Source organism: Bradyrhizobium sp. AZCC 2262, assembly GCF_036924535.1.
In the GTDB taxonomy this organism is placed as follows: domain Bacteria; phylum Pseudomonadota; class Alphaproteobacteria; order Rhizobiales; family Xanthobacteraceae; genus Bradyrhizobium.
Map to the genome: position 1 here is coordinate 7,650,914 of NZ_JAZHRT010000001.1, position 22,662 is coordinate 7,673,575.

Annotated in this window: 17 protein-coding genes; 8 read left to right on the top strand and 9 right to left on the bottom strand. The window is 57.8% G+C overall.

Annotated features, from left to right (window positions below; all coding sequences use genetic code 11):
- Window positions 1-146 precede the first annotated feature (146 nt).
- From V1283_RS35900 to V1283_RS35920, 5 genes are read left to right on the top strand one after another with little or no spacing between them, the layout of a single operon-like run.
- Window positions 147-1,061, top strand: a complete 915-nt coding sequence (locus tag V1283_RS35900) for a 2-dehydro-3-deoxygalactonokinase (RefSeq protein WP_334391324.1) — start codon at window positions 147-149, stop codon at window positions 1,059-1,061.
- Window positions 1,062-1,700: a 2-dehydro-3-deoxy-6-phosphogalactonate aldolase gene (locus V1283_RS35905; protein WP_334391325.1), complete on the top strand. Its 639-nt coding sequence runs from the start codon at window positions 1,062-1,064 to the stop codon at window positions 1,698-1,700. It abuts the gene before it with no gap.
- 44 nt (window positions 1,701-1,744) lie between these two features.
- A complete protein-coding gene (locus V1283_RS35910) occupies window positions 1,745-2,656 on the top strand; it encodes a PaaI family thioesterase (protein WP_334391326.1) in 912 nt (303 codons plus the stop codon).
- Window positions 2,646-2,990: a hypothetical protein gene (locus V1283_RS35915; protein ID WP_334391327.1), complete on the top strand. Its 345-nt coding sequence runs from the start codon at window positions 2,646-2,648 to the stop codon at window positions 2,988-2,990. The genes V1283_RS35910 and V1283_RS35915 overlap by 11 nt, the downstream gene beginning before the upstream one ends.
- Entirely contained in the window at window positions 2,980-3,657 is a 678-nt protein-coding gene (locus tag V1283_RS35920; protein ID WP_334391328.1) for a nitroreductase, read from the top strand. Before V1283_RS35915 ends, V1283_RS35920 begins: the two co-directional genes overlap by 11 nt.
- On the opposite strand, the gene V1283_RS35925 is transcribed toward V1283_RS35920, so the two are convergent.
- Both V1283_RS35925 and V1283_RS35930 read right to left on the bottom strand, forming a co-directional pair.
- A complete protein-coding gene (locus V1283_RS35925) occupies window positions 3,654-5,021 on the bottom strand; it encodes an IS5 family transposase (RefSeq protein ID WP_334385573.1) in 1,368 nt (455 codons plus the stop codon). The two genes, V1283_RS35920 and V1283_RS35925, sit on opposite strands and share 4 nt — an antisense overlap.
- A gap of 476 nt (window positions 5,022-5,497) precedes the next feature.
- Complete coding sequence (locus V1283_RS35930; RefSeq protein WP_334391329.1) at window positions 5,498-5,893, bottom strand: hypothetical protein; 396 nt, start codon at window positions 5,891-5,893, stop codon at window positions 5,498-5,500.
- A gap of 87 nt (window positions 5,894-5,980) precedes the next feature.
- Between V1283_RS35930 and V1283_RS35935 the strand changes: the two genes are divergently transcribed.
- Genes V1283_RS35935 through V1283_RS35945 form a run of 3 tightly spaced genes read left to right on the top strand, consistent with a single transcriptional unit; the run spans window position 5,981 to window position 9,377 of the window.
- Window positions 5,981-7,552, top strand: a complete 1,572-nt coding sequence (locus V1283_RS35935) for a recombinase family protein (RefSeq protein WP_334391330.1) — start codon at window positions 5,981-5,983, stop codon at window positions 7,550-7,552.
- Window positions 7,549-8,460: a plasmid partitioning protein RepB C-terminal domain-containing protein gene (locus V1283_RS35940; RefSeq protein ID WP_334391331.1), complete on the top strand. Its 912-nt coding sequence runs from the start codon at window positions 7,549-7,551 to the stop codon at window positions 8,458-8,460. Before V1283_RS35935 ends, V1283_RS35940 begins: the two co-directional genes overlap by 4 nt.
- Complete coding sequence (locus tag V1283_RS35945) at window positions 8,457-9,377, top strand: plasmid partitioning protein RepB C-terminal domain-containing protein (RefSeq protein WP_334391332.1); 921 nt, start codon at window positions 8,457-8,459, stop codon at window positions 9,375-9,377. The genes V1283_RS35940 and V1283_RS35945 overlap by 4 nt, the downstream gene beginning before the upstream one ends.
- 832 nt (window positions 9,378-10,209) lie before the next feature.
- Here the strand turns inward: V1283_RS35945 and V1283_RS35950 are convergent.
- The 7 genes from V1283_RS35950 to V1283_RS35980 form a co-directional block, all read right to left on the bottom strand.
- Window positions 10,210-11,352 (bottom strand): hypothetical protein, encoded by a 1,143-nt coding sequence (locus V1283_RS35950; protein ID WP_334391333.1) that lies wholly within the window; start codon window positions 11,350-11,352, stop codon window positions 10,210-10,212.
- A 177-nt stretch (window positions 11,353-11,529) separates the two neighbouring features.
- Window positions 11,530-14,778, bottom strand: a complete 3,249-nt coding sequence (locus V1283_RS35955) for a helicase-related protein (RefSeq protein ID WP_334391334.1) — start codon at window positions 14,776-14,778, stop codon at window positions 11,530-11,532.
- 146 nt (window positions 14,779-14,924) lie between these two features.
- The gene (locus tag V1283_RS35960) at window positions 14,925-16,994 is read right to left on the bottom strand and encodes a hypothetical protein (RefSeq protein ID WP_334391335.1); all 2,070 of its coding nucleotides are present in this window, start codon (window positions 16,992-16,994) and stop codon (window positions 14,925-14,927) included.
- On the bottom strand, window positions 16,991-18,325 hold the full coding sequence (locus tag V1283_RS35965) for a hypothetical protein (RefSeq protein ID WP_334391336.1): 1,335 nt from the start codon (window positions 18,323-18,325) through the stop codon (window positions 16,991-16,993). Before V1283_RS35965 ends, V1283_RS35960 begins: the two co-directional genes overlap by 4 nt.
- 85 nt (window positions 18,326-18,410) lie before the next feature.
- Window positions 18,411-21,839: a TM0106 family RecB-like putative nuclease gene (locus V1283_RS35970; RefSeq protein ID WP_334391337.1), complete on the bottom strand. Its 3,429-nt coding sequence runs from the start codon at window positions 21,837-21,839 to the stop codon at window positions 18,411-18,413.
- 342 nt (window positions 21,840-22,181) lie between these two features.
- Window positions 22,182-22,361 carry a hypothetical protein gene (locus V1283_RS35975; RefSeq protein ID WP_334391338.1) on the bottom strand — a complete coding sequence of 60 codons (180 nt, stop codon included), beginning with the start codon at window positions 22,359-22,361 and terminating at the stop codon, window positions 22,182-22,184.
- 16 nt (window positions 22,362-22,377) lie between these two features.
- A complete protein-coding gene (locus V1283_RS35980) occupies window positions 22,378-22,602 on the bottom strand; it encodes a hypothetical protein (protein ID WP_334391339.1) in 225 nt (74 codons plus the stop codon).
- Window positions 22,603-22,662 lie beyond the last annotated feature (60 nt).

The following is a 22,662-nucleotide window of genomic DNA, read 5'->3' on the forward strand; positions in this document are numbered from 1 at the left end:
GGCCCGCATGAGCTCAGATCATGCTGATTGCACCTCTGCAAATCAACTGCAAAGCGAACGCCGAATGGGGTAGGTAAACTCCTCGCCCGCCAGATCGGCGTGATACGATGTCGCAGAGGCGCAGATGGCATTCGGACGGGGTTAAAATGAAACAGGCGGCCTATGTCGCGGTCGATTGGGGCACGAGCAGTTTTCGGCTTTGGCTCGTCGACCGGGCCGGCAACGTGCTGGGGGAAAGGCGCAGCCCCGAGGGCATGATGGTGGCGAGCAAGCTCGGCTTCGCGGCCGTGCTGCAATCGCATCTGGAAGCCGTCGGCGCCGCGCCTGGGCTGCCCGTCGTCGTCTGCGGCATGGCCGGCGCCCGGCAGGGCTGGGTTGAAGCCGGATATGTCGACACGCCGGCGCGGCTCGCATCGATCCTGAAGCATGCTGTCCCGGTACCGGGACAGGGCCGTGACATCCGCATCCTCCCGGGCATCGCGCAGCGAGACCCCAAGGCGCCGGACGTCATGCGGGGCGAAGAGACGCAGTTGCTCGGTGCGCTGGGTGTGGACGCGGCGGGTGAAGCGGTCGTCTGCATGCCGGGCACCCATTCGAAGTGGGTCAGGGCGAATGGCGGGACTGTCGATCGCTTCGCCACATTCATGACGGGAGAGCTGTTCGACGTCATCTCGCGCGAGACGATCCTGTCCCACGCGGTGACGGGCGCAGATCAAGCGGAAGATATCGACGCATTCAGGTCGGCGGTCACCGCCGCGTTCGAGACGCCTTCGTTATCAGCCAATCTGCTGTTCCAGGTGCGATCGGGCCAACTCCTCTACGGCGGCACGCCAGCCTCGGCCCGCGAGAAAATATCCGGCACCCTGATTGGTCTCGAATTGGCGGCAGGGCTCGCTGGCGAAGTACCCAGCACCGGCATCACGCTGGTGGCGTCAGGGCGGCTCCAGACGCTTTACCAGTTGGCGTTTGACACGGTGTCGGTTCCTGTCAGATCAATCGGCGCCGAGAACGCGGTCCGTCGCGGCCTTTCGATGGCCGCGGAATCATTTTGGAGTGTATGAATGAGCGTTGTCCCGTTTCCCCCGATGAAGCGTCCGCTGGTCGCGATCCTGCGCGGAATAAAGCCCGAAGAAACGGAGGATATCGTCGGCGTGCTCATCGACAGCGGCATGACGGCAATCGAGATCCCGCTCAACTCGCCTGATCCATTCCGCTCCATCGAGATCGCCGTCAAAAAAGCCCCTGCCGAAATCCTCGTGGGCGCGGGCACCGTCTTGACGCTGGACGATGTGGCACGGCTCCATGATGTCGGCGGCCGGCTCATGGTTTCCCCCAACGTCGATCCCGAAGTCATCTCCAGCGCCCGGGCCCGCGGCATGGTCACGATGCCTGGCGTCTTCACCCCGACGGAGGCGCTGCTCGCGGCCAAGGCAGGCGCCTCCAGCCTGAAATTCTTTCCGGCGAGCGTGCTTGGAGCCGCTGGCATCACCGCCATTCGCGCCGTTCTTCCCGCAAACCTGATGATCGCCGCGGTGGGTGGCGTCTCCGACAAGAACTTCGCGGACTACACCAGCGCCGGCATTCTTGCATTCGGCCTCGGCAGCAGCCTCTACAAGCCCGGCATGACGGCGGCGGAAGTAGCTGTTCGCGCCAAGGCAACGATCGAGGCGTACGACTTGGCCATTCAACAGGCGGGATAGGGTAGCGAAAGAAAAATTCGCCAACAGCCCGCGAAACGAGCCCCATGACCAAATCATTGAATGCACCCCTGCCGTTTGACCAGCTTGCCAAGGCCATCGAAGCGCGCCGTTCTGTCTATGGATACATCAGCGGACTTCGGCTCGACCGCGCCGCCCCTGGTGAGGCCTGGTCAAGCCTGCCCTACCGCCCCGTCTTCGTCGGTGACACCGAAACAGGCGTTCTTCACGGCGGCGTCGTCACCGCCATGCTCGACGAGAGCTGCGGCATGGCCGTCCAGCTCGCCCTCGATGGGACGCGATCGATTGCCACGCTGGACCTGCGCATCGACTATCAGAAACCTGCAACACCGGGCCTCGACATCAAGGCACATTCGTTCTGCTATCGCGTCACCCGCTCGATCGCCTTCGTACGCTCGGCCGCCTACCAGGAGTCCGAAGATGATCCGGTCGCTACCGCGACGGCCTGCTTCATGATTGGCGCGAACCGGACCAACATGCTGACCGACGAACGGATACACAATGGCGCGCCTCCGGCACTCGAAGCCCCGGAAGATCCGACAAGCCTGTTTGCCAACAGTCCCTTCGCGCGCTGTCTCGGTATCCGCCTCGGCGAGGACGACACGCTTGTCATGCCTTTCTCGCCAAAGATCATCGGCAACCCGATGTTGCCCGCCATCCACGGCGGCATGACCGGCGCCTTTCTGGAAACGACCGCGATTGTGGGTGTGACGCGCGAGCTCGGCGTGCTGGCACCGCCCAAGCCGATCGGTCTGACCATCAATTACCTGCGCTCCGGCCGCGCGCTGGACAGCTACGCCAGGGTTTCGATCGTAAAGCAGGGCCGGCGCGTCGTCGCCTTCGAAGCGCAGGCATGGCAGGACGACCCGGCCAAACCCATCGCTTCGGCGTTCGGACATTTCATGCTGAGGAAGACGCCCGGCGCAGATGAAGACTAGCGCGCAGGCTGGGCTCATCGAGCATATCCCGATCTCGCGCCGAGCCGCCGCGACTCCCACCAAAAATATCGAAAACAACCCCATGCAAAGTAGCCGGCGGCCGCCGCAACCGACGGTTTGGGCCGAAAACTTGACACGTCGGGCAAATCAGCGGCACAATTTCATCATCCCGGAATTCGCTAAACGACTGCGTGCGCGCAATATCGATGCGATCATGTTCCGCGTGGCTGAACCGTTGAGGACACGCCGCCGTCGCTTGCGCAAGGGTGCAGAAACCGCGAAAATCCAGACTGTTTCAGAACGTATCAGGGAATCCCAAACAGATGCAGTTTGACGACGTTGTTCTCGGTCGCCGGAGTATCCGCGGTTACAAACCCGATCCGGTACCCAAGGCGCTGATTGCGGAAATCATTGGTTTGGCGATGCGCGCTCCGTCGTCGATGAACACCCAGCCCTGGAATTTCTACGTCATTTCAGGCGAACCGCTGGATCGGATCCGCGCCGGCAACACCGAGCGGATGGTGGCGGGCATCCCGCAGTCGCGCGAGTTCCGCACGGGTCAGGCCTTTGCGGGCAAACACCGCGACCGGCAGGTCGGTGTCGCCAAGCAATTATTCTCCGCGATGGGGATCGAGCGCGACAACAAGGACAAGCGCCAGGACTGGGTGCTGCGCGGCTTCCGTCAATTCGACGCGCCCGTCTGCGTGATCATCACCTATGACCGCGTGCTTGACGGCAGCGACGATACGCCGTTCGATTGCGGCGCCGTGGCGACCGCCCTGGTCAATGCCGCATGGTCTCGCGGGCTCGGCGCCGTGATCAACAGCCAGGGCATCATGCAATCACCCGTGGTGCGCGAACACGCGGGCATAGCCGACGATCAGGTCATCATGAAAAGCATCGCGCTGGGTTGGCCGGATGAAACGTTTCCGGCGAACGCGGTGGTGTCGGAGCGGAAGTCTGTTGAAGAGGCTACAGTGTTCGTCGGTTTCGAGAATTAGTCGGCCGTGAAGAATCCTGGATTTTCAGGCTGGATTGACCCGGGGAAGGTGGCGATGATTTGCCACAACAAGAGCCTGAGCCAGCAGATCAGGCGGCGGAAGTTATAGCCGACGGCGGCGAGGACGGCGTTGATGGCGTCGCCTTCACGATGCCAGAGGTAGTTGCGGCCCATGCGGTGCTCGGATTTGAGGTGGCCGATGACCGGCTCGACGGCGGAACGCCGTCGCAGCTGGCGCTTGATCTGTGGCGTCACCCGCCGCTTCTGTCCTGAGATGAACACCCTGAACTTGTAATCGGGCGGAGCGTTGTGGCCGCGATAGCCCTTGTCGAGGAGCGCGCGCTCGATGGTGTTGCCGATCAGCGCCTCCATCTCGGGGATGACGGTTGCAAGTGTGTGGCCGTCATAGGGGTTGCCGGGCAGCGCCTTCACATGGCTCACGAACTGCCCGCCCTTGGCGTGCGCCAGCGTAGTGGCGACCGAGACCTTGACGCCGAACTCGTAAGGCCGGTGCGCCTTGCCCTTGCCGATGCATTCCACCTCCGGCGCGTGCAGCGAGTAGAGCTTCGGGCCACGCTGGCGCTGCTTCTGCTCGAGCACTTGTCGCGCCCGCGCCAGCATGCGCTCCAACACGACCCCCCCGAGCAAGTCGGCGTTGCCGCCGAGTTTGCGGCCTATGTCGCGGATGATGCGGCCGAGATAGATTTTGAGCTTCTTCAAGGCTCTGTTGGCGCGCTTGAACTGCTTGGCGTGGGCATAACGCTGGTGCTTGATCAGCGCGAACTTGCCCACCCTGGCATAGGACTGGCGCAGCTTGACACCATATCGCTTCGCCAGCCGGACCAGGATCTCGCGGGCGCGGTTCAGCAGCCTGGCATCGGTCGGGAACATCACGTTCTTGGGCTGCACCGTCGTATCAATGATGACCCGATTAAGATCGGCCGGTTTGATCGCCTCGGTCTTGCTGGCCACCGCAAGGCTCTCCTGCAGCAAGGCCTGCAACTTCTCCTCGCCCATCCGCTGTCGCCAGCGCGTCAGCGAAGAGCGATCGAACACCAACCGGTGCTGGAAGAACTCCTCGCCGCAGAAGAACTGGTAATAGGGGTTCTCCACCCAGCGCTCGCACAACACCTCATCAGAGAGGTCGTAGGTGTGCTTGAGGATCGCGAGTCCCGCCATCAGGCGGGTCGGCAATGGCGGCCGGCCCGGCTTGTCCTCATAGACCGCCCCGAACCGCTGCTCCAGGAACGACCAGTCGATCGTCTGTGCCAGCTTCACCAGCGGGTGGCCCATGTCGATGATCGCGTCCAGCCGCGAGCGCAGAAGATCGGCTTGTCCCGTCTCTCGTCGTTCCCTTGGTCGCATCGCTCCCTCCGATGCGATGACGGAATCACGGCTCGCGATTCGACGGAATCCTCAAAAATGAAATTGCAAGCTTTTGGGCAGTCAAAGCCCCAAAGCTTGCAATCTCAAAGCCAATCTCGCCCGGAAAATCGATTCTTGATCAACCGCTTGGATGGTTCTTCACGGACGACGAATTAGTTATCAAATTACAACAGGCTATTGATCATTGGCGGAGGGAGAGGAACTGGGATCGAACCTTCTCCGCTTAGCCCAGGGTAGTCGCGGGTACTCAGGGGGTCAGCGTGCCTTTTGACCGGGCCGTCGGAAGCGCCGGCGGCGCGGCTTAGGACCTTCTAAGCCTTCCCCCGTTTGGGCGGCGCCAGGCCTTCCCAAGGCCATACTAACCCTCGGCGGGGGCGCTCGCCGGCCGGTGGCGCCGAGGAGCACCACTGGCCCTCAGCCCGCCCGCTCCTAGTCCTCTAGATCGGCTGCCATGGTCAGGCCTCGGGCCTCCCCATGATGTCCGCCAATTCAAACACCCTTCGCCTCAGATCCTCGACCTTTCGAGCTAGAAGCAACTCCTGCCGACCCGCCATCGTCAGAATGGCGTCGAGCACCTGATCTGAATGCTGGGCCAACACCACGAGGTGTCGGCCGCAGGGCGCGTATCGTCCCAGGATCCAATTTTTGACCGTGCGCTCATTTGCGCCGGTCCAGCCCGCGATCAATTTTGCGCGTGAGTTTCGATCCTTCAGTTCTGATTTCAATGCGGATGCAATTTTCATCGCGAACGCTTGATCGTCAAGGCTGAAATCCGAACTTCCATTTCCGTCGCATTTTGGAAAGGACTTACCCTTTTTAGGAAAGGACTTGCCCTTTTTTGGAAACGACATTCCACCCTCCTGTCCCATACGATCAGGCGGGTAACTCGGGACCGCCTTGGGAGAGGCCGGCAGTATCGCGTCGGAATTGGGTGCCCATTGACAAGGCAAATTAAACGCTTCGGAAAAAGCTCAAATCGAGCAGATGGGCCTTCCCTAGCCGCCGCCTATGTTCGAATGTCGACAGACCTCCAGAAATACTCAACCGAAAATCAACTCCACACGATCCGCCGCTATGCTGAACAACGCGGCTACACGATCACGCGTGTTTTTGAAGATTCCGGCCGTAGCGGTCTGAGAATGGACGGTCGTGACGGATTGCAATCGCTGATGATGGAAGTGGAATCCGGGACGGCGGGGTTTCAAGCAATTCTGGTCTACGACGTCAGCCGTTGGGGACGATTCCAGGATGCCGATGAAGGTGCTTACCATGAGCACGTTTGCTCTCGGGCAGGCATACGGGTTCACTATTGTGGCGAACAATTTGACAATGACGGCAGCATCGGTTCGATCCTGCTCAAAAACGTCAAACGCGTCATGGCTGGCGAATACAGTCGTGAACTATCCGTCAAAGTATTCGCCGGGCAATGCCGCCTCATAGAACACGGCTTTCGCCAAGGCGGTCTTGCCGGATTTGGTCTGCGGCGCCTACTAATCGATGAGGCTCGGAACCCGAAAGGCGAACTGGGACGTGGCGACCGAAAAAATCTGCAGACCGACCGTGTCGTCCTAACCCCTGGTCCGCTCGAGGAGGTCGAACATGTTCACAAGATCTATTCGATGTTCGTTGAGGACGGTAAGTCGGAGCGTGAAATTGCACTGGTGCTGAATCAACGAGGAATACTAAGTGATCTCGGCCGTCCCTGGACGCGCGCCTCAATACACCAGATTCTGACCAACGAAAAATATATCGGCAACAACATTTTTAATCGCGTTTCTTACAAGCTGAAGCAGCGCCGCGTAGTCAATCAGCGAGACACCTGGGTTCGAGCGGATGGTGTTTTCCCTTCAATTGTAGATCGCGCTCTTTTCGAGCGTGCAAGAACGATCATTGATCAACGCTGCAATCACTATTCCGATGAAGAATTGCTCTCCCTACTTCAGGTCGTCCTTGACGAAGAGGGATCGTTGTCGGGTCTCATCATCGATGAGCGCGACGGCATGCCTTCGTCAAGTATATACCGATATCGATTCGGCAGTCTCTTGAGAGCTTACAGCCTAATCGGCTACGCGCCCGACCGTGATTATCGCTATATTGAAATCAACCGGCACATACGCGAGTCCTTCCCCCGACAATTGGCCGAAATTGTCACGGGCCTCGAAAGCGCGGGCGGAACCGTCGTCTGTGACCCCATAAGCCAACTGCTCCTGATCAACCAGGAATTTACCGCATCGATCGTGCTCGCACGGTCCTTTGAGACCCGGGCTGGTGCGCTTCGATGGCAAATCCGGTTTGACACGGGCCTTGCGCCGGACGTGACGGTTGCCGTCCGCCTGGATCGCTCGAACGAACGCCCTCTCGATTACTACATTCTTCCAGGCATCGACATGAATACCGGCCGGATCCGGATGGCGGAAGACAACGCACTTTCGCTGGATGCCTACCGATTCGAATCGCTCGAGTTTCTCTATTCGATGGCGGCCCAAACATCATTTCGGGAGGCAGCATGAGTAAATCTAAAGCCAAGGCTTCGAAGCGCGTAAAGACCATTCCGATTGACCAGATTCGCTTTCTGAATCCACGAGTTCGCAATCGTCGCAACTTTCAGGAAATTGTGCAGAGCATCGCTAATGTCGGGCTCAAGCGCCCGATTACGGTGAGCCCACGAAGGAGCGAGGCAGACTCAGCAAGCTACGATCTAGTTTGTGGCCAGGGTCGAATCGAAGCCTTCATCCAGCTCGGTCAGACGGAGATCCCGGCCATTGTAATTGAGGCCGAGGAAAGTGACTGCCTGGTCATGAGCCTCGTTGAAAACTGCGCAAGGCGCCAACATCGAGCGATCGACCTATTGCAGGACATCAGCACCCTACGCAGTCGCGGATACAGCGATCGCGAAATTGCGCCAAAGATTGGCGTCAGCGTCGAATACATTCATATGATCGGAACTCTATTAGAAAAGGGTGAGGAGCGGCTAGTTACCGCGGTTGAAGCAGGCATCCTTCCGCTAAATATGGCTATCGAGATTGCAAAATCGAGCGACGAGGATGTTCAGCACGCTTTGACCCAAGCTTATACCGAAAAGAAATTACGCGGAAAGAAGCTGGTCGCCGTTCGGCGAATTATCGAGCAACGGCGGCGCCGAGGCAAGCATATGCACGACAGCCGGTTTGGTCGTCGCGATGGTGCCAAGCGTCCCCTCACAAGTGAATCAATCATCCGTGTCTATCGTCAAGAAGCCGATCGGCAAAAGCTGCTCGTCAAAAAGGCGGAGGTTACTCAAAGCCGCCTACTCTTCATCGTCGAAGCGATACGTGAGCTGCGCGATGATGAGAATTTTGCAAACTTGCTAAAGGCGGAAAGTCTCGACTCAATGCCAGCATTTCTGGAGCAGAGGATAGCTGACGGAATGGTGCTATGAGTAAACCGATTGAACCTCAGATTTTGGATACGGTCGCACAGGCCTTCAGTTCCGACTTTGTAGTCGTTCCCATTGCATCCATTCTGCCGGTGAAAGCGATAGAAACGACCGCCAAATCCAGCCACAAATACCGTCAGATCGCAGCATCTATTCGAGAGATTGGGTTGGTCGAGCCGCCAGCGGTGATCCAAGACAGCCGCGACCCCAATTCATACCTTTTGCTTGACGGTCATCTGCGGATCGAAGTGCTCCGAGACCTCGGCCGGACGGAGGTGGAATGCCTGGTCTCTACCGATGATGAAGCCTTTACTTACAATAAGCGCATCAGTCGACTGTCTCCCGTCCAGGAGCAGCGAATGATCGCCAAAGCGATCGAACGGAACGTTCCGAAGGAAAAAATCGCAAGAGCACTAGATATCAACGTTCGAAGCTTGTCGCGCAAGGTTCAATTGCTGGACGGCATCTGCGGAGAAGCAGTTGGCCTGCTGAAGGATAAGATGTGTCCCATGGCGGTATTTGACGTTCTTCGAAAGATGAACCCGCTTCGCCAGATCGAGGCGGCCGAGCTTCTGATCAATGCCAACAACTTCTCGGTCAGTTATGCTTCGGCTATCCTGGCCGGAACGCCGCAGGCGCAGTTGGTCACGCCACAGACGCCCAAACGGCTTAAAGGAATGACTGCGGAAGCTATTGCGCGCATGGAGCGCGAACTTTCCCGGCTGCAGGAAGCCATATCTTCGATCCAGGATTCGTACGGCCAGGATCACCTGCACCTTACCGTCGTAAAGGGATATCTCCAGAAGCTGATCAGCAACGACCGCGTGGCGCGATACCTCGAGCAGTATCAACCCGATCTGTTTATCGAGTTTCAGAAGATCGCCGAAATGACATCGACGCTTCCGAGCGAGGCGGCCTAAGGCGTCAGGGGACCCGGACCCACAAGCGCGGGGACCGCAGGAGAAGCCGCACGCTGGGGCGGATCAATTGCGGCGATGGGGATGGCGGCGAACCCGTTCGGAGCCCATCAGGCCGGTCGAGTTTTCGCTGGCCCAAAGATTGAGATGGCGTGTCAGCGTGAAGGTGGCTGCGCTGACACGCCCGCGGCGGGCTGGCGTCGTGCACTAGGGCACCCTTCGCATGCGGCCCTTACGGAACAGTTTTTGGTTGCGCCGCAATATAGCTTGCCCTTCGTCCGGTGCTTTTTTATCTCGCACAAGACGGTCAAGGTATGGCCACTGCAGGATCCCGAGCCGATCGAACGCATGACGCGTCAACCTGCTAAATGGCTTGCCGGCTTTGCAGCCTCTCAATAGATAAATGGCCAGAACAGCCGGAGCCATTCGCGGAGAAGCGGTCGATGGAATTTGCGGTAGGAACGCGATATACACGCGCCCAGATCCAGCAATTGCTTGGCGTTCCCGAGGATCGACGCGGAGGTGACTGGGCGACCGGCTATACGAGATTTGGCGATGAGCTTTTTGTTTTTTGTAACGTCGGGTCCGCTGGACGAACCGGTCACGACTAACCAAATCGCTGGGATGGCGAGGAAACTCGTTTGGTCAGCAAAAAGCCGCTCAAATATCTCTCAACCCATAATGCGAGCCGTGGCGGATGGTTCATTAACGCCCAGGCAAACGATCCCGAATCTTAACTCGAAGCGCCACGAGTATTTGTCGCATCACCGTCGACTTTACGGCTTCAACGACTAGACAGATCCGCCATAGCCTCATTGATTTCCGAGAGTGTGAGTTAGCTCGCGCGTTCATTTTGGTCCGCAATCACGTCACGAATCCTGGGACGAAGGACGTTGACGAAAGCATTGACGCGCTCCGCTAACCAATCAAAGGCTTGCTTTCGAATGGCTGCCTCCCCCAAATTTCCCACTGTCTTAGAATCGATGATGCGTTTGCGGCCGTATCTGTCGTCTGTGAGATGCGCCGTGCCGTTCAAAGCACCCTTTACCTCATCCCAGTTACCGATAATTTCATTCATAGCCGCCTCGCCAGGACTGTTTTGACTTGCTGAGAGGAACACCCCCACCTCTCCTTTTTGCAAATCCCGGTAGACGGTGAGCCAACTGCTGCCCTGAGGTGCTGGTAGCATGAAAGCGAGATAGCCCTGACGGGCCGGTTTGGGAACGCTTTGGCTACGGTCGTCCAATCGTAGGTGAGAATCTAGAAATTCCTTCCAGAAGGCCTGTTGTGTGGCGGCTAAAGCGGCGCGATCTGGATCCGCCCCAACGTCCTCTTCAGCAGCGGCTTCGTCTAGATCCTGCACAACAAAACCTTCTGGCGCCGCCACGACATTCCGTAGCACTGACGTTGTCCGAGCGACAACGCGGGGAGCCACCAAACGCTCTCCGTTAGGTAGGCGATAGACCGGAAACTCCACCAGGCCGAAAGTGAAGTGCAATCCAGCATGAACCTGGAGATAGCTTGCGATGACCTCCACATCCTCGCGCACTCCATCGCCGAGAATCAGGAGCAAGAACCGACCCCGGCGCAAATTGGCCGTTACAGCATCTGTAAATTGTATCTCATCAACAGTTGGCGAAACGGTCCGTACGAGTTTCAAAAGCGCATCCGGCCCCATACCCGTGCGGTTCGCCACCTCACGCTGAAGATCAGAAAACGACCATCGGCTGAGCACCTTGGCATAATCTAGAATCTGACCGATCACCTCGCGCCGCGCTTCTGGGTTACGCCAGAGTTTGCATTCCACTAGCACCGGCAAGCCCGAAGGAGTGATTAGAAAATTGTCAACCCGACCTGCCCTGCCAAGCTGCATCTCGCGACAAACACTAATTGCTCCGACGAACATCGGGTCGATTTCTGCGATTGGCAGCGCTGCAGGGTGAGCATGAACCAACTCCTGTATCTCTGCCTCGAGCATGATGGCCCCCCGGCCCTGCTGCGGCGCTGGTTCAAGCGCGACGGAGCGCCCGTCCGCAGTGAGAAGAACGGGTGAACAATGTTGTCTATTCAAAGGGTTCTCCTACGCACAAACAGGCTGCTCAGGTACGCAAATGGCGATCAATTGCCAGCCAATGTCCGCCCACCTTACAGTGCTTTACTGCGCAGACTTCCATACATGCAGCTTGGCACGAAGATCGTTTAACATTTCAGGCGGGAGAGCTTTGAGACGTAGCCCTTGCTCGCGGCCCTCAGCGCCCTGCCCGTCGTCGGTCCCTGACGCATCGTCCAGTCGTACACGATCATCATCGCTGGTGACATCACCCCCCGTTAGCACCTCAAAGGTTTGGGCGCGCATTCTAAGCTCTTCGAACATGCGCTCATCATATGTACCGGCAAGGAATGGGACGCCAACTTCCAGCAATGGACCCTCGCCTACTTTCGCCGCCTCCCTCTCACGAAATGTCTTACTTCCAATTCTATCGATGCGACCAGTCCTTTGCTCGAGCACTGCCGGATTCCAAGCAAGGTCATAATGCACAACCCGTCCACAATGCCGATGAAGATCTATGCCCTCAGCGCCGACGGACGTGCAGATCAAAATCTCTGGAAGTAGAGGGGTATTGAATCCTGCAAAAATTCGCTCGCGCGCTTGCTGATCACCGCCGCCCAAGACAAGCGCAACAAAATTCTGATCACGCAGACGCGTGGCATCAATAAGGTTGTACCGAGCGCTAAGGCGATTATCGGCAGACCCGCTAGCGCTTAGGACGTCCTCTGCAAAAATGGCCATACGGTCGGCCATGCTTTCATGCTGTCCCGGAAGAGGCTCCAGAAACCTCTCGGCGAGGAGTTCACCCCAGCCGCGCTCGTCGCGGTCCGATTTCTCCGGCAGTAGCCGCAATAGCATGCTCTCACGCAAGAGCGCTCGACGGAGCGCCTGCAATACCAACAAACGCGTCTTCCAATCTGGCGGCCCGTGGCCGAAGGTCAAATGAAACAGATGTTCATGAAGAGAGGCCAACGCGGCAGGAACCTGGTCTGCAATTGACGGCGCCGGTCCGAGCCAGAGGCTCGGGGCTTCAAAGTAACTATCCAAGATTGGAACACTACCTGAGCGACGCGCCCGTTCGCGGCGCTCTAGCAGCGCGCGCGTAAGCTCCTCGATGTCACGATCCGCGGGTTTTTCAGTTACCGGCTTATAGTAGGCGTGAACCCCTCGCTCATCTACGTGAGCCACGTCTTCGGTTTCTGAATCGCTTGGTTCAGATGAAAATGCCGAGCCATAGGGGTGCTCAATCCAGTCCACCACGGACATGTCGCGAAGAATCAAACGCAACTCGCTCGTTGCATTTCCAAACAGCCGATGAGCCACCGCAAATTCAACAGCTCGGTGGACGAAAACACGATCAACTCGCTCCCCGAGCAAATCTTGCTTGTATCGAAGGGCCTGTTGCGCGATTTCGCGGACGTCCTCGGTCTGGAGTGCCAAGTCCCTTCGCGGTACCGAGGCTAGCTCAGTCCGAGATAGCGATAACAGCACGCGGTCCAAACCCAACACAACGAGGTCGCCCTCGCGTCGGGTCATCCGTCCACGAAGTGTACGCAACGCCGTTTCACCGCCTAGACACTTTCTACGGCGCTGCTTCAGTTCGACACGGATTCGATCAGCAATGATATCTCGTAGGCGTTGTGCGGTGTTAACCCGAAAGCAGAAAATAAGGGTCTTCTCGCCATCCCTCCAAGATTTGGTGGCGGCTTCGACAACCTCGCTTAGCTTTGGGTGCTTTGGGTCATCTTTGCCACGGACCATACTAAAGAGCGTCTCAAAGTATGGCTTGGCCGCGGGCAATTCGCCAAAGGCCCGACCCAACCGGCGACCCTCTGCTGACTCGAGCAATGTCGAATAGCATCCCGTTAGCGCACTCCCCAGGGACGAACGGCCTTTGCCTTGTTTGAGCGCTGTCACGCAACGCATGAGAAGGTAATGGGGCAGCTCTCCGTCACCATGAACATCGAGACCCGGCGCCGCATGCAGTAGGTGTCGATCCTGTCGAGCCCTTGCTGTGTCAGGTAGCGCATATTCTTGCCCAACAAGGGTCAGGCGATGCTCCGTATGTCTACGGTGCCGGATGACCAATTTGCCGAGCACCCGCGACAGCCGTTCATTGAATGCAAAAAGCAGGAGAGCTTGGTAAAAGAAAGGTCTCAATTCTGGATCGAGAGACGCCACTGCATCGCGCGCAATGCTCTGTAGTTCAAGATGACCCTTTTCTGCCAAAATATTAGGTTCGCAGAGCTGACCCCTTACCGTTTTCAGAGCGGGGGAATTCCAGACCTCGGCGATGGCACCAGCAGACAACGGTACGCGTGACCAATTCTTCGAAAATCGTCGGCCGGCTTGTTCCGCACCATGCAATGCCGTTTTTACGTCCACCTGACAGTGCTCGACCAATCGCGCCCTGCGACGCTGGCGCATTTCCACATCCGCGGAGCACTCCAGGCGGGCCGACACATGGAGAATTTCGAGCATTTCAGCTGACCGCAATTGGAACGGTGTCGCGGTCAAAAGGAGCAATCGACGCGTTCGTTCTGCAATCAGTTCAGCAAAATTGGCATAGCCATTGGCTCCCTTGCTTGGTCCATTCTTCCAATTATGAGCCTCATCGACAATCACCAATGGAAATGAACGATTGAGCATCTCCTCATTCAGCGCACGGTAAACCTTGGTCAGATAGGTTTCAATTTTCTTGAAGCCATCTTGCCTGTCACGACGAAACGGCTCGCTGAGCTCGCGAGACGCTAGCAGGAATTGCTCCAGGAGTGCTTGATACCGGCTCGGCCTGTCTAGCCGTTCTAACGCTATAATCGCCTCATTCTCGCTAAAGGGCAGCTGAGAGGCCTCCCATTCCGTTAGGTCGGTTAGGTGATAGGCTGTCGTTGGCCAGTGATCAGGCGCGCCTTTAAGCAGCCGCTCGCGCGAATCGATGTTGAATCTCGCACCCCAGTAACGAAAAATAACGCCAAGCAAAAAGCGTCGCTTTAGGTCGTAGTTCCTTAGTTTGCGATCGCCAAACACATTCATTGTTGTGACAACCACTCGGCCACCGCGTCCACCTCGCCGGCGGACAGCAGCAACCAGTTCATCTAGACGATCGGCGGGAACCGGTCGAAAGCGCTCGCGTGCTTCTGGCGAAACACCGCGTGATACACAACGCCGAACAAACTCGCTGACCTCTCGGTTCCATTTGTTGAATAGTGCCCCATTGGGCGGTGTAACGATCAAAATCTTCTGATAGCAACCGTCTAGTCCGGTACTCTGCTCACTGGCGTCCATGCTCTCTAGTACGGAAAAGGCAACGGCCAGTGCCACGAACGTCTTTCCCATACCCACTTCGTCAGCCAAGAGCTGCAGCTCCCAGCGCCTCGCGTCCCTAGTGTTGAACAGCCTCGCTAAGAGCTCGCGCGCGGTCGCAGTCTGACGTTCTGCGTCGCGTGGATCTTTCATACGCCTCTTGTCGTGCCCAAGATCTATGTGCTGGCTAAGGGCAATCACGCGTGAGCCCCGGACTTCAGGATGGCGCTACGGTAGCGATGAAACGCGCGCTGCGATTTTAATTCGCCACCGTTCCACTCGATGAGATTCGAAAGCAGTTCTTCTACATCCTTGCGAGCACGAGCTAGGCACTCGCGCCACGTGCCAACGCGCGAAGTTGGCACGTCAAAGCTATCGGCCTGCGCAAAGCAGGCCAAGATTTCAACCAATTGAAATCCAGCCGCCGTGGGCGAGCGGCGACGCTCGTGCACTGCCCGTATTACCTCTCGAGCAAGCGTGAGAGGACTGACTTCGCCCAACAAAGCATGCTTCATCCCAGTTTCGGTCGACCTTGCAGCGGCCCTAAGGTCGTCATGAATGCCCTGCAGAGCTTCTACGAATTCGCGAACCTGATAAGATTGAATTCTTGTCGTATCGACCGCAGACTCGTCCTTGCTGCTGACCTTGGCGGCATAGGAATCGTCTCCGGGTTCGTCTGGCGGTCGAGGATAGATGTCCTCGATCGATATTTTACCTTGGTAATAGGCAAGTAGCACACTCTCGCCTGGCGGCTTAGCTCCGGGACTAATTGGTAATAGAAGCCGAGCCTCAAGATCTACGTTGACAGGAAACTCGACAGAATATGAACTCCACAACACACTTACACGCTGATCGCGCAGTAACTGTTCCAAGACATTGGGTTCTAGTGCCCCGCTCTTAGGCTTGCGGCCGTTGAGTAACGGCAGATCCACGGCCCCCAGCAGTGAAACAGAGAAAGAATGGGTCTGCTTGGGGTCCACAAGCGTGAGCTCTAGCTGCAACTGCTTCTTTTCGTTGCCAACCGGCACCAGACGAATGTCGTGAATGAAAGTCGGCCAGATAAGATCGTCGTTACTCTTTTCTGGCGGCGTCACGGCACTCCGGCCGTTACCATCTAATGGAATGGGTTGGCCAGTTGCCTTAGGGATCAAGTATGTCAAATGCTGGCGTTCGCGACCCCGTCGAAGCATAACGACACCGGCCTCAATATTCGATCGGGCACCAGCAAAGCCCCATCCATGCTCGGTAAAATTTGCCGATCCAACATAGGCCATCGTTGTGCTCGGCCCTTCGACCACAACCACTTTTGCGTGGAGAGCTCGTACTGACTGGAAATCCGTGCGTCCTCCGACTTCGGCGGGCATAACAAAAGGATCTACAGCTTGGATTTCACCGGTCATACCAAGCCGGCGGACGTCCCAAGCAGCAAGTTCTGCAGGGAGCTTTGGACGAAACGACGATTGCGATTCTGGCGAAGCCTCGGTGAGTAAGCGGATTTTTGCTCCAGCCAGTTTATTGTCGCCAAATTGGGTTAACAGTTGAGCAATCGGGCCCTGATCACCCTTGTCCGACCAAAAGGGCGAAACGATCGTGACTGCGACAATCTTCTCCTCGGGCCATAAGCGAACAAATTCCGTTGCAAGCGACTTTTCGCCCCAGCTCCACACAAAATGGTCGTCATCAAGAGGTTGCTTACGCCAATCACTCATTACGTCGAGCGCTCGGTTCCGCACTTGCTCAGCAGCTAACGTCCACCAAGACCGAAGCGGCTGCTCCATCGTGGTCAGCGCCTGCTGTACAAGCGCCGAAACGCACGGCGTCTGCGCTGTAGCCAAAATAGGCAGGGTAACCTCGCGATTGTGACGATAACCCGCTTCAGTTAGATTCGCACTGCCGATCAAGAGTCTGACGGCGCGCTCTTGCACCACCAATAGCACCTTCGCATGCAACTTCCTCCCGCCAGGACCAACCAACGGCATATGTTCAATATGAAGAGAGCGTGGACGGCCACGAAATCGGCGCGCATCCATCATCACAACCGTCGACTCGGTTTGAGCAAGCGCGCGCTGCATTGCTACACGATTGGACCACGACGTATCTTCCCATGCTCCAAGCCCAAGGAAGGTTGGCAGGTAATCAGAATCAAAAAACGTTGGGTCAAACTCGAAAGTCGTTGCGAGCATTCCGACAACAATGCCATGCGCGGCAATATCCGGACGGACCCAATCCATCATCTTGCGTCTATCCAGGTCGTCGTCGTGGCTCATGACGCCTGACCCAGGCTCGCCGCAATGAAGCGATCAGCAACTGTCAGCCTATACTCGTGCGGGTGAACGTCATCTATCGATCTTGGTTCGCCGCTCACTTCTCCGATCTGCGACAGCGTCAGCTCATAGCTGCCGGACTTGCGTTCGATCCATGGAAGCTTGCGGCGACCGCGATCGAATTTGCCGCGCTGAACGTCGGCATGGCGGTCCAGCAGCGCTTCAACAAACAGGGATGTTCGGTCCGCCGCTGCCGCGGTATTCACGAAGACCTTAGTATCATTCAGCCGATCTATATCGCGCCGAAACTCCTCGGTCATTCCCGAAGAGAGCGCATTCTGGAGTTCTCTGGCCGCGTCTGAAATCTCGTCCGAGCACCGAACAACTATTGGGTCTCGCGCGGCGCTCGCCGCCCTTATGACACCCTCGGCTTTGCACAGCCACAAGACCCGTTCAAATCCAAGCAAGACAAGTCGGTAGCATCGTTCAAAGGCGAGAATAGCGCCGATAGCCTCCTTCAAGTCCAAATAATCTACCCGCCGCGAGGCAGCTCTCTGCATTCTCGCCAAGCGGGACAGTTCGTGCTCACCTTTTTTCGGTGGTACTTGCTTGAGGAGGTCAACTATGCGCAACCGGATAGGATCTCGAACCAAGGCCTCCTCAAGGCAATCCCCTTCGCCACGACCAACCGGTGCTGCTACATGGGCACGGCGGCCCCATTCACGTAGACTGCCGACGCTTATAGCGCCCTCTCCGTCACGGATAATGCTGCGCAACTTGGGCGGAGCATCGGTCTCGTTCAGAAATGCATTTCCTAGCCGTTCGCCCGAATCTTGAGTCGGCAACATGGCCGAACGATTAAGAAGTCGAAGATAACCAGCAACGTTAGCGTAAATGCCAATTGCACCGTAACGCGCCTGCACTGCCAACATTTTGAAATTGGCATCAGTGAGGCGGCCGTCGGTTTCCTTAAGTCTTGCGACGTGCGCTTGCGCATAGGTCACCCCACGGATGCCAGATGCGGACAGTTCCTCATCTTGTTCAGACGCAAGCACATTCGCGGCCGCCCAGAATCGTTCAAATAGCAACACGCGCTCTGTCCTCATGCGAGCATCGCTCCGTTCGTTCTCCGCCCCGGCCGGAGCAAGCAAACTGCCAGCACAGATAGCTGAGAAATAACGCGGCCGGCCGGCAGCATTGGTCAAGCCGGGCAGTATCTTGTCAGCCAAAAATAGGTAGCCGCGCTCGAAACCAAGCGGATCGATGCTGCTACCTGGCAGATCTGAAGGATCATAGGCTGTAAGAAACGGCCTTGGAAAGCGATTGAAATTCAACGTGGCCCCACGGCGTTGCTAAAGACACACTGACTCGCTGATAACACAGGCTATCCCCGAACGGCACGGTCTACGTCCGCAAAGATCAAGGCATTCCGGGCCCGCCTCTTTGGAGAGAGACCGTGCAGGCCAACTCCAAATATCTGCAAAAGGCGTTTACCAGCTGCATCTGCCGCGGCGTCCGGCACTCGGCCTGAAACACGCGCGGAGATGCCACGAGAATGCAAAGGCACTTTGCCCGCGACGTCGCCACGTTGAGCCTGTTGAGGCTGTAGAGAAACTCCATCCCTCGTGGAGCGTCGGCATGACTCGATGTTGTCATTGAATATATGGCGATTGGCGCCTCTTGTCCTTGAAACTTGTCGACAGTGCCAATACGTGCGCCAGGCAATCGCTCCTGCAGTTCGAAGACCTGCGCGTTGTAAGGAGCGATTATCAAGATATCCTCCAACCTGATGGGGGCTTCCTTCCCTGTGCTGTCGACCCAGCTTGCCTTGCTGCTGAGGATTTCGTCGACGAGCCCTTTGATTTCGTCTGCCTCTTCGGGACAGGAGTTCTGGTTACCCTCGTGATGCACGGCAAGATAACGAAGTCCGGATCCGCGGACGCGGCTCAATGACCTGATCTCCTGCCGCTCTAATCCCGCGCGCGATCGAAGTCGGCCCTCATAGAACAGTTCGGACGTGAAGGTGCAGATATCCGGATGAAGGCGCCAGGTTTCCTCAAGGAAAAGTCCACGACCGCCCTCGATCGTTGCGTGTTCGCCCAAGACGTGATCAAGCGCAGATGTCGCAACGCCGTCTGGATGACTTCCTTGTATCGGTTGCTCAAGCTGCCTTGGGTCGCCCAGAAGGACAATACTTTCGGCCGCCTGAGAGACGGCTAATACATTTGCTAGTGACATCTGCGCGGCCTCGTCAACGAACAGAACATCCACAATGCCCGCCGCGTCCGGGCGGGCCCAAAACCAGCCGGTGGCACCACCAACTTGACAACCATTGCCGAGCCCCTCGATAAAATCTGGGTTCTTGGTCGTCAGCTGAAGGCCCGGAAGAGAGGCTGCCTTCTCTCTGACCTTTTGAATGCATTGCATTCCAAGTTGTTGCTCGGCAGCTGCCTCCCGCGATTTGTCAAGCAAGTGACGAATGACCTTATGGCTGTTCGCCGTGACGCCAACTGTGCGCTTGTCGCGCACCAGTGCGCAGATCATGTGCGCACCGGCATGGGTCTTGCCGGCCCCCGGCGGCCCCTGCACCGGGAGCAGGCTTTGATCCAGCGAGTGCGCCGCTCGCATCGCTCGCGCTAACAACGGCTCGCCAGCTTGCTCTAACGGCCGCCCGCGAAGGCGTGGAGCGACCTTGAGCAGCAAATCGCGAGCGGCGCGATAGGGTCCGGCCCCGATGATCCCGTGATCTGCAACGTGCTCGCCAATTCGGTAGATCGATTCTGCAAGAACCTGATTGTCGATGAATTTGTGCGCAAACACGGCTTCGGGATGCAGGCCTGCCGTGTCCTGACGTTTCTTAATGTCGACTGTCCTGTCATCATTGGAAATTGCGACGACGCTGCCAAGCTTTTCGCCTCCAACCCGCTTCAAATCGTCATCGGCGCGAACATCCGTTTCCTGAACCGTGAACTCGTAGCGATGAATCGGCGTTTTCACCGTTCCCCCAACAGTGCCGAGAAAGGTCAACCCGGCTAGCCCGGCACGCTCATGCAGGAGATCTTCTGCTGACAAGTCACTCAGCCGAAAATACTCCCACCAGACCGCTTTATTCTCGCGTCCGAAAAAATCGATCAAATGGGCCAGTAACCAGTGCGCCTGCTGTTCCAGGCTGCGTTCGGCCACATCGTCCGGGACGCCAGTGATCAATCGAGCCACAAGTCCGGCGACCCGGCGCTTCCAGACACTGAGGTCCTCGCTAATTTCGGCCGCCTTTAAGTGCGGGCGATCGATTGCCTTCCCTTGCGAGATCAGACCTCGCCGCACTCCCTCAAGCCAGTCCCGCAAAGCGCGCGTCGACGCGCAGTCATCTCGGTTGTAACCGATGATGGCGGCCTGATCGCTTGGGTCAATTCCATCAGTATCGGCCAATTCGAGGCAGGCCTGCACCCGAGCCATCGCGCCGCCAACGTCGATCAGTGGGATTGTTCGGTCAAACCGGTAGAGCGGCTCCAGCTTCTTGATCGAGTAACTTTCGACGCTGGCGCGGATGCTCTGCCGAACGACGGCGTACAAATCCACGAACACACCCGCGCGAAGCAGATTGTCGACCTCGTCCTCTCGGGTAGCGTATCGTCCCATTAGCCGCTTCAGCGCAGCCGGCTCGTAGGGCGCAAAGTGGTAGATGTGCAAGCTGGGGTGCTTTGTCAGCCGCTCTTTGACAAAGTCGATGAAGCGTTCGAACGCTACCCGCTCGTGCTGCCGTGTCGTCGCCCAGTCGCCGACATAGGCGTCCGTGCCGTCGTCGTTGGCATAAACGTAGCCAAACAGGAACTCGAGCCCGCCGCCGTCCACGAACGGATCGCCCTCGAAATCGAAGAAGATGTCGCCGGCCGAAGGCTCGGGCAGCCGGAACAAGCCAAATTCCGCCACCAGTGGCAGCACCTCGTGAAGTAGCCGCCCCGCTCCGCGACCATCAACCTGAAGTCGCGCCTGCTCGCGCACCTTCTCATAGCTTGGCGCAGTGCCCCGATCAGGCCGCCATTGCAGCGGGATGGGCAGTTTGGCGAGGGCGGCCATGGTGCCCACGCCTCGCCGGAGCAGCTCGTCAATCTGTGTCTTGGCTATCCCTGCGACAAGCGACAGGTGATCGTCGGCGCGCCGCCTCGAAGCACAGGGCTCGCGCCATCGGCAGACCTCGCAGTGCTCAATCGGGCCGGGATAGAGGCCATCACGTGGAGGCGTAGCCGCAAAGGTCTCCAGACTTCGCTTGATGCGTCGGTAGAACGCCGCAAAATCGGCCACACGGTAGGCCTCCGGCAGGTACTCCGTCCCGGGTGTCACGACATGGGCCGTCTCCGGGACCTTCTGCTGAACGGTCGCCAATAGGTCCGAGTAGAGGCTGAGCTGCAGGACCGTGTTGCCTTTGGTCTCGCGGGCCAACTTGGTGTCGGTGACCTCATATGACCAGGCGCCCAAACCGCTGGGAGTCTCAACCCGCCGGAGCACGTCAGCGCGGCCGCTCCAATACCCATCCCGTAACGCCGCCTGAACGATAACCGCGTCGCCGCGCGTCATCGCCTGCCGCGTTTGGATAATCGAGGCCTGGTCGATGCCAACGCCGGCAATGACGGTGGCGCTCCTGTCCTGCTTGGCGAGATGATCGACAAAGCCCTGCTCATGGATCCTGCCGCGCTCAACCAGGGCATCGAGGGCCGGATCGTCGCGGACCTTCGGTTTAGCGAGCTCGCCTTGGGCGACCTTGAGATCGAGGAATGTCAGGTAACGACAATTCAAGTGCCCAACCAAGTCGCCAGCGCTGAAGACGATCGCCGCACCGTCCTTTTGCATCCATCCCCCGAAACTGCTGCCGGGACCCTCGGGACACGGCTTTGGCTATAACAATACCGGTCTTCAGATGAACGCGATAGGGTGGAACGAGACACTCAAAGCGAGAATCATCCCCCCTGCCTCTGCAGCAGCGGCGTGCCGGCTGGGATAGCCGTGCGTTCGCCGATCCATCGTTATGGAACGCTGACTTCCGCTTCTCGCTGGAATCAGGCAATTGTGGAATGTAGGCTTTTGACCCGAGAAACTACGCGGGTATGGGCGCGCTCTGCGGTCACGAGCAGTCTAGGGCGCGTCAATATTGAGTGCCGTCCAGCGCTTTCATGTAACCCAGGAACAAAGGTGCTATTTCTCTTTGGGCTTCGCGGCTTCCCTAGCTAATCGCTCCGCCCGCAATCGTTCGTAGTTCTTTTGGAAGGCTTCCTGCGCTTTTTCGTATTCAGTTACCGCCCTTCGCTTATGTGCCTGCAGAAAAGCTTTTTCCGCCGGTCGTTGCGCGAGGCCTTTCGTCATTTTATCGATCATGAAGTCCTCGGCTGCATTATCGACGCCGCTGCCCGCGGCTAGCAGATGCCCGAACGTCTTTGATTTTGGCCGTGCGCTGCGACGCTGGCCGCGTTTTGCGGGATTGCGTTTTACGTTTCCGCTCGGGTTGCGGGTCGTGGACAGGCTCGGGTTGGGTGTTACCGACCGGCTGGGGTTGCGTATTGCGGACCGCCTCGGCCAGCATCTCGAGCAACTCGGCCTTCGTCTTCTTATCGCTCATAGATCACCTCCGTGACCGATGAGACGACGGTAGCGCGGCTACAGTGCCCCGCAAGAAAAA

Excerpts from the sequence above, each read along its gene's own strand:
- V1283_RS35925 (WP_334385573.1), bottom strand. The coding sequence starts at position 5,021 with ATGCGACCAAGGGAACGACGAGAGACGGGACAAGCCGATCTTCTGCGC.
- V1283_RS35970 (WP_334391337.1), bottom strand. The coding sequence starts at position 21,839 with ATGCAAAAGGACGGTGCGGCGATCGTCTTCAGCGCTGGCGACTTGGTT.
- V1283_RS35910 (WP_334391326.1), top strand. The coding sequence starts at position 1,745 with ATGACCAAATCATTGAATGCACCCCTGCCGTTTGACCAGCTTGCCAAG.
- V1283_RS35905 (WP_334391325.1), top strand. The coding sequence starts at position 1,062 with ATGAGCGTTGTCCCGTTTCCCCCGATGAAGCGTCCGCTGGTCGCGATC.
- V1283_RS35980 (WP_334391339.1), bottom strand. The coding sequence starts at position 22,602 with ATGAGCGATAAGAAGACGAAGGCCGAGTTGCTCGAGATGCTGGCCGAG.
- V1283_RS35950 (WP_334391333.1), bottom strand. The coding sequence starts at position 11,352 with ATGCTCGAGGCAGAGATACAGGAGTTGGTTCATGCTCACCCTGCAGCG.
- V1283_RS35975 (WP_334391338.1), bottom strand. The coding sequence starts at position 22,361 with ATGATCGATAAAATGACGAAAGGCCTCGCGCAACGACCGGCGGAAAAA.
- V1283_RS35940 (WP_334391331.1), top strand. The coding sequence starts at position 7,549 with ATGAGTAAATCTAAAGCCAAGGCTTCGAAGCGCGTAAAGACCATTCCG.
- V1283_RS35960 (WP_334391335.1), bottom strand. The coding sequence starts at position 16,994 with ATGAGCCACGACGACGACCTGGATAGACGCAAGATGATGGATTGGGTC.
- V1283_RS35920 (WP_334391328.1), top strand. The coding sequence starts at position 2,980 with ATGCAGTTTGACGACGTTGTTCTCGGTCGCCGGAGTATCCGCGGTTAC.
- V1283_RS35915 (WP_334391327.1), top strand. The coding sequence starts at position 2,646 with ATGAAGACTAGCGCGCAGGCTGGGCTCATCGAGCATATCCCGATCTCG.
- V1283_RS35900 (WP_334391324.1), top strand. The coding sequence starts at position 147 with ATGAAACAGGCGGCCTATGTCGCGGTCGATTGGGGCACGAGCAGTTTT.
- V1283_RS35945 (WP_334391332.1), top strand. The coding sequence starts at position 8,457 with ATGAGTAAACCGATTGAACCTCAGATTTTGGATACGGTCGCACAGGCC.
- V1283_RS35930 (WP_334391329.1), bottom strand. The coding sequence starts at position 5,893 with ATGTCGTTTCCAAAAAAGGGCAAGTCCTTTCCTAAAAAGGGTAAGTCC.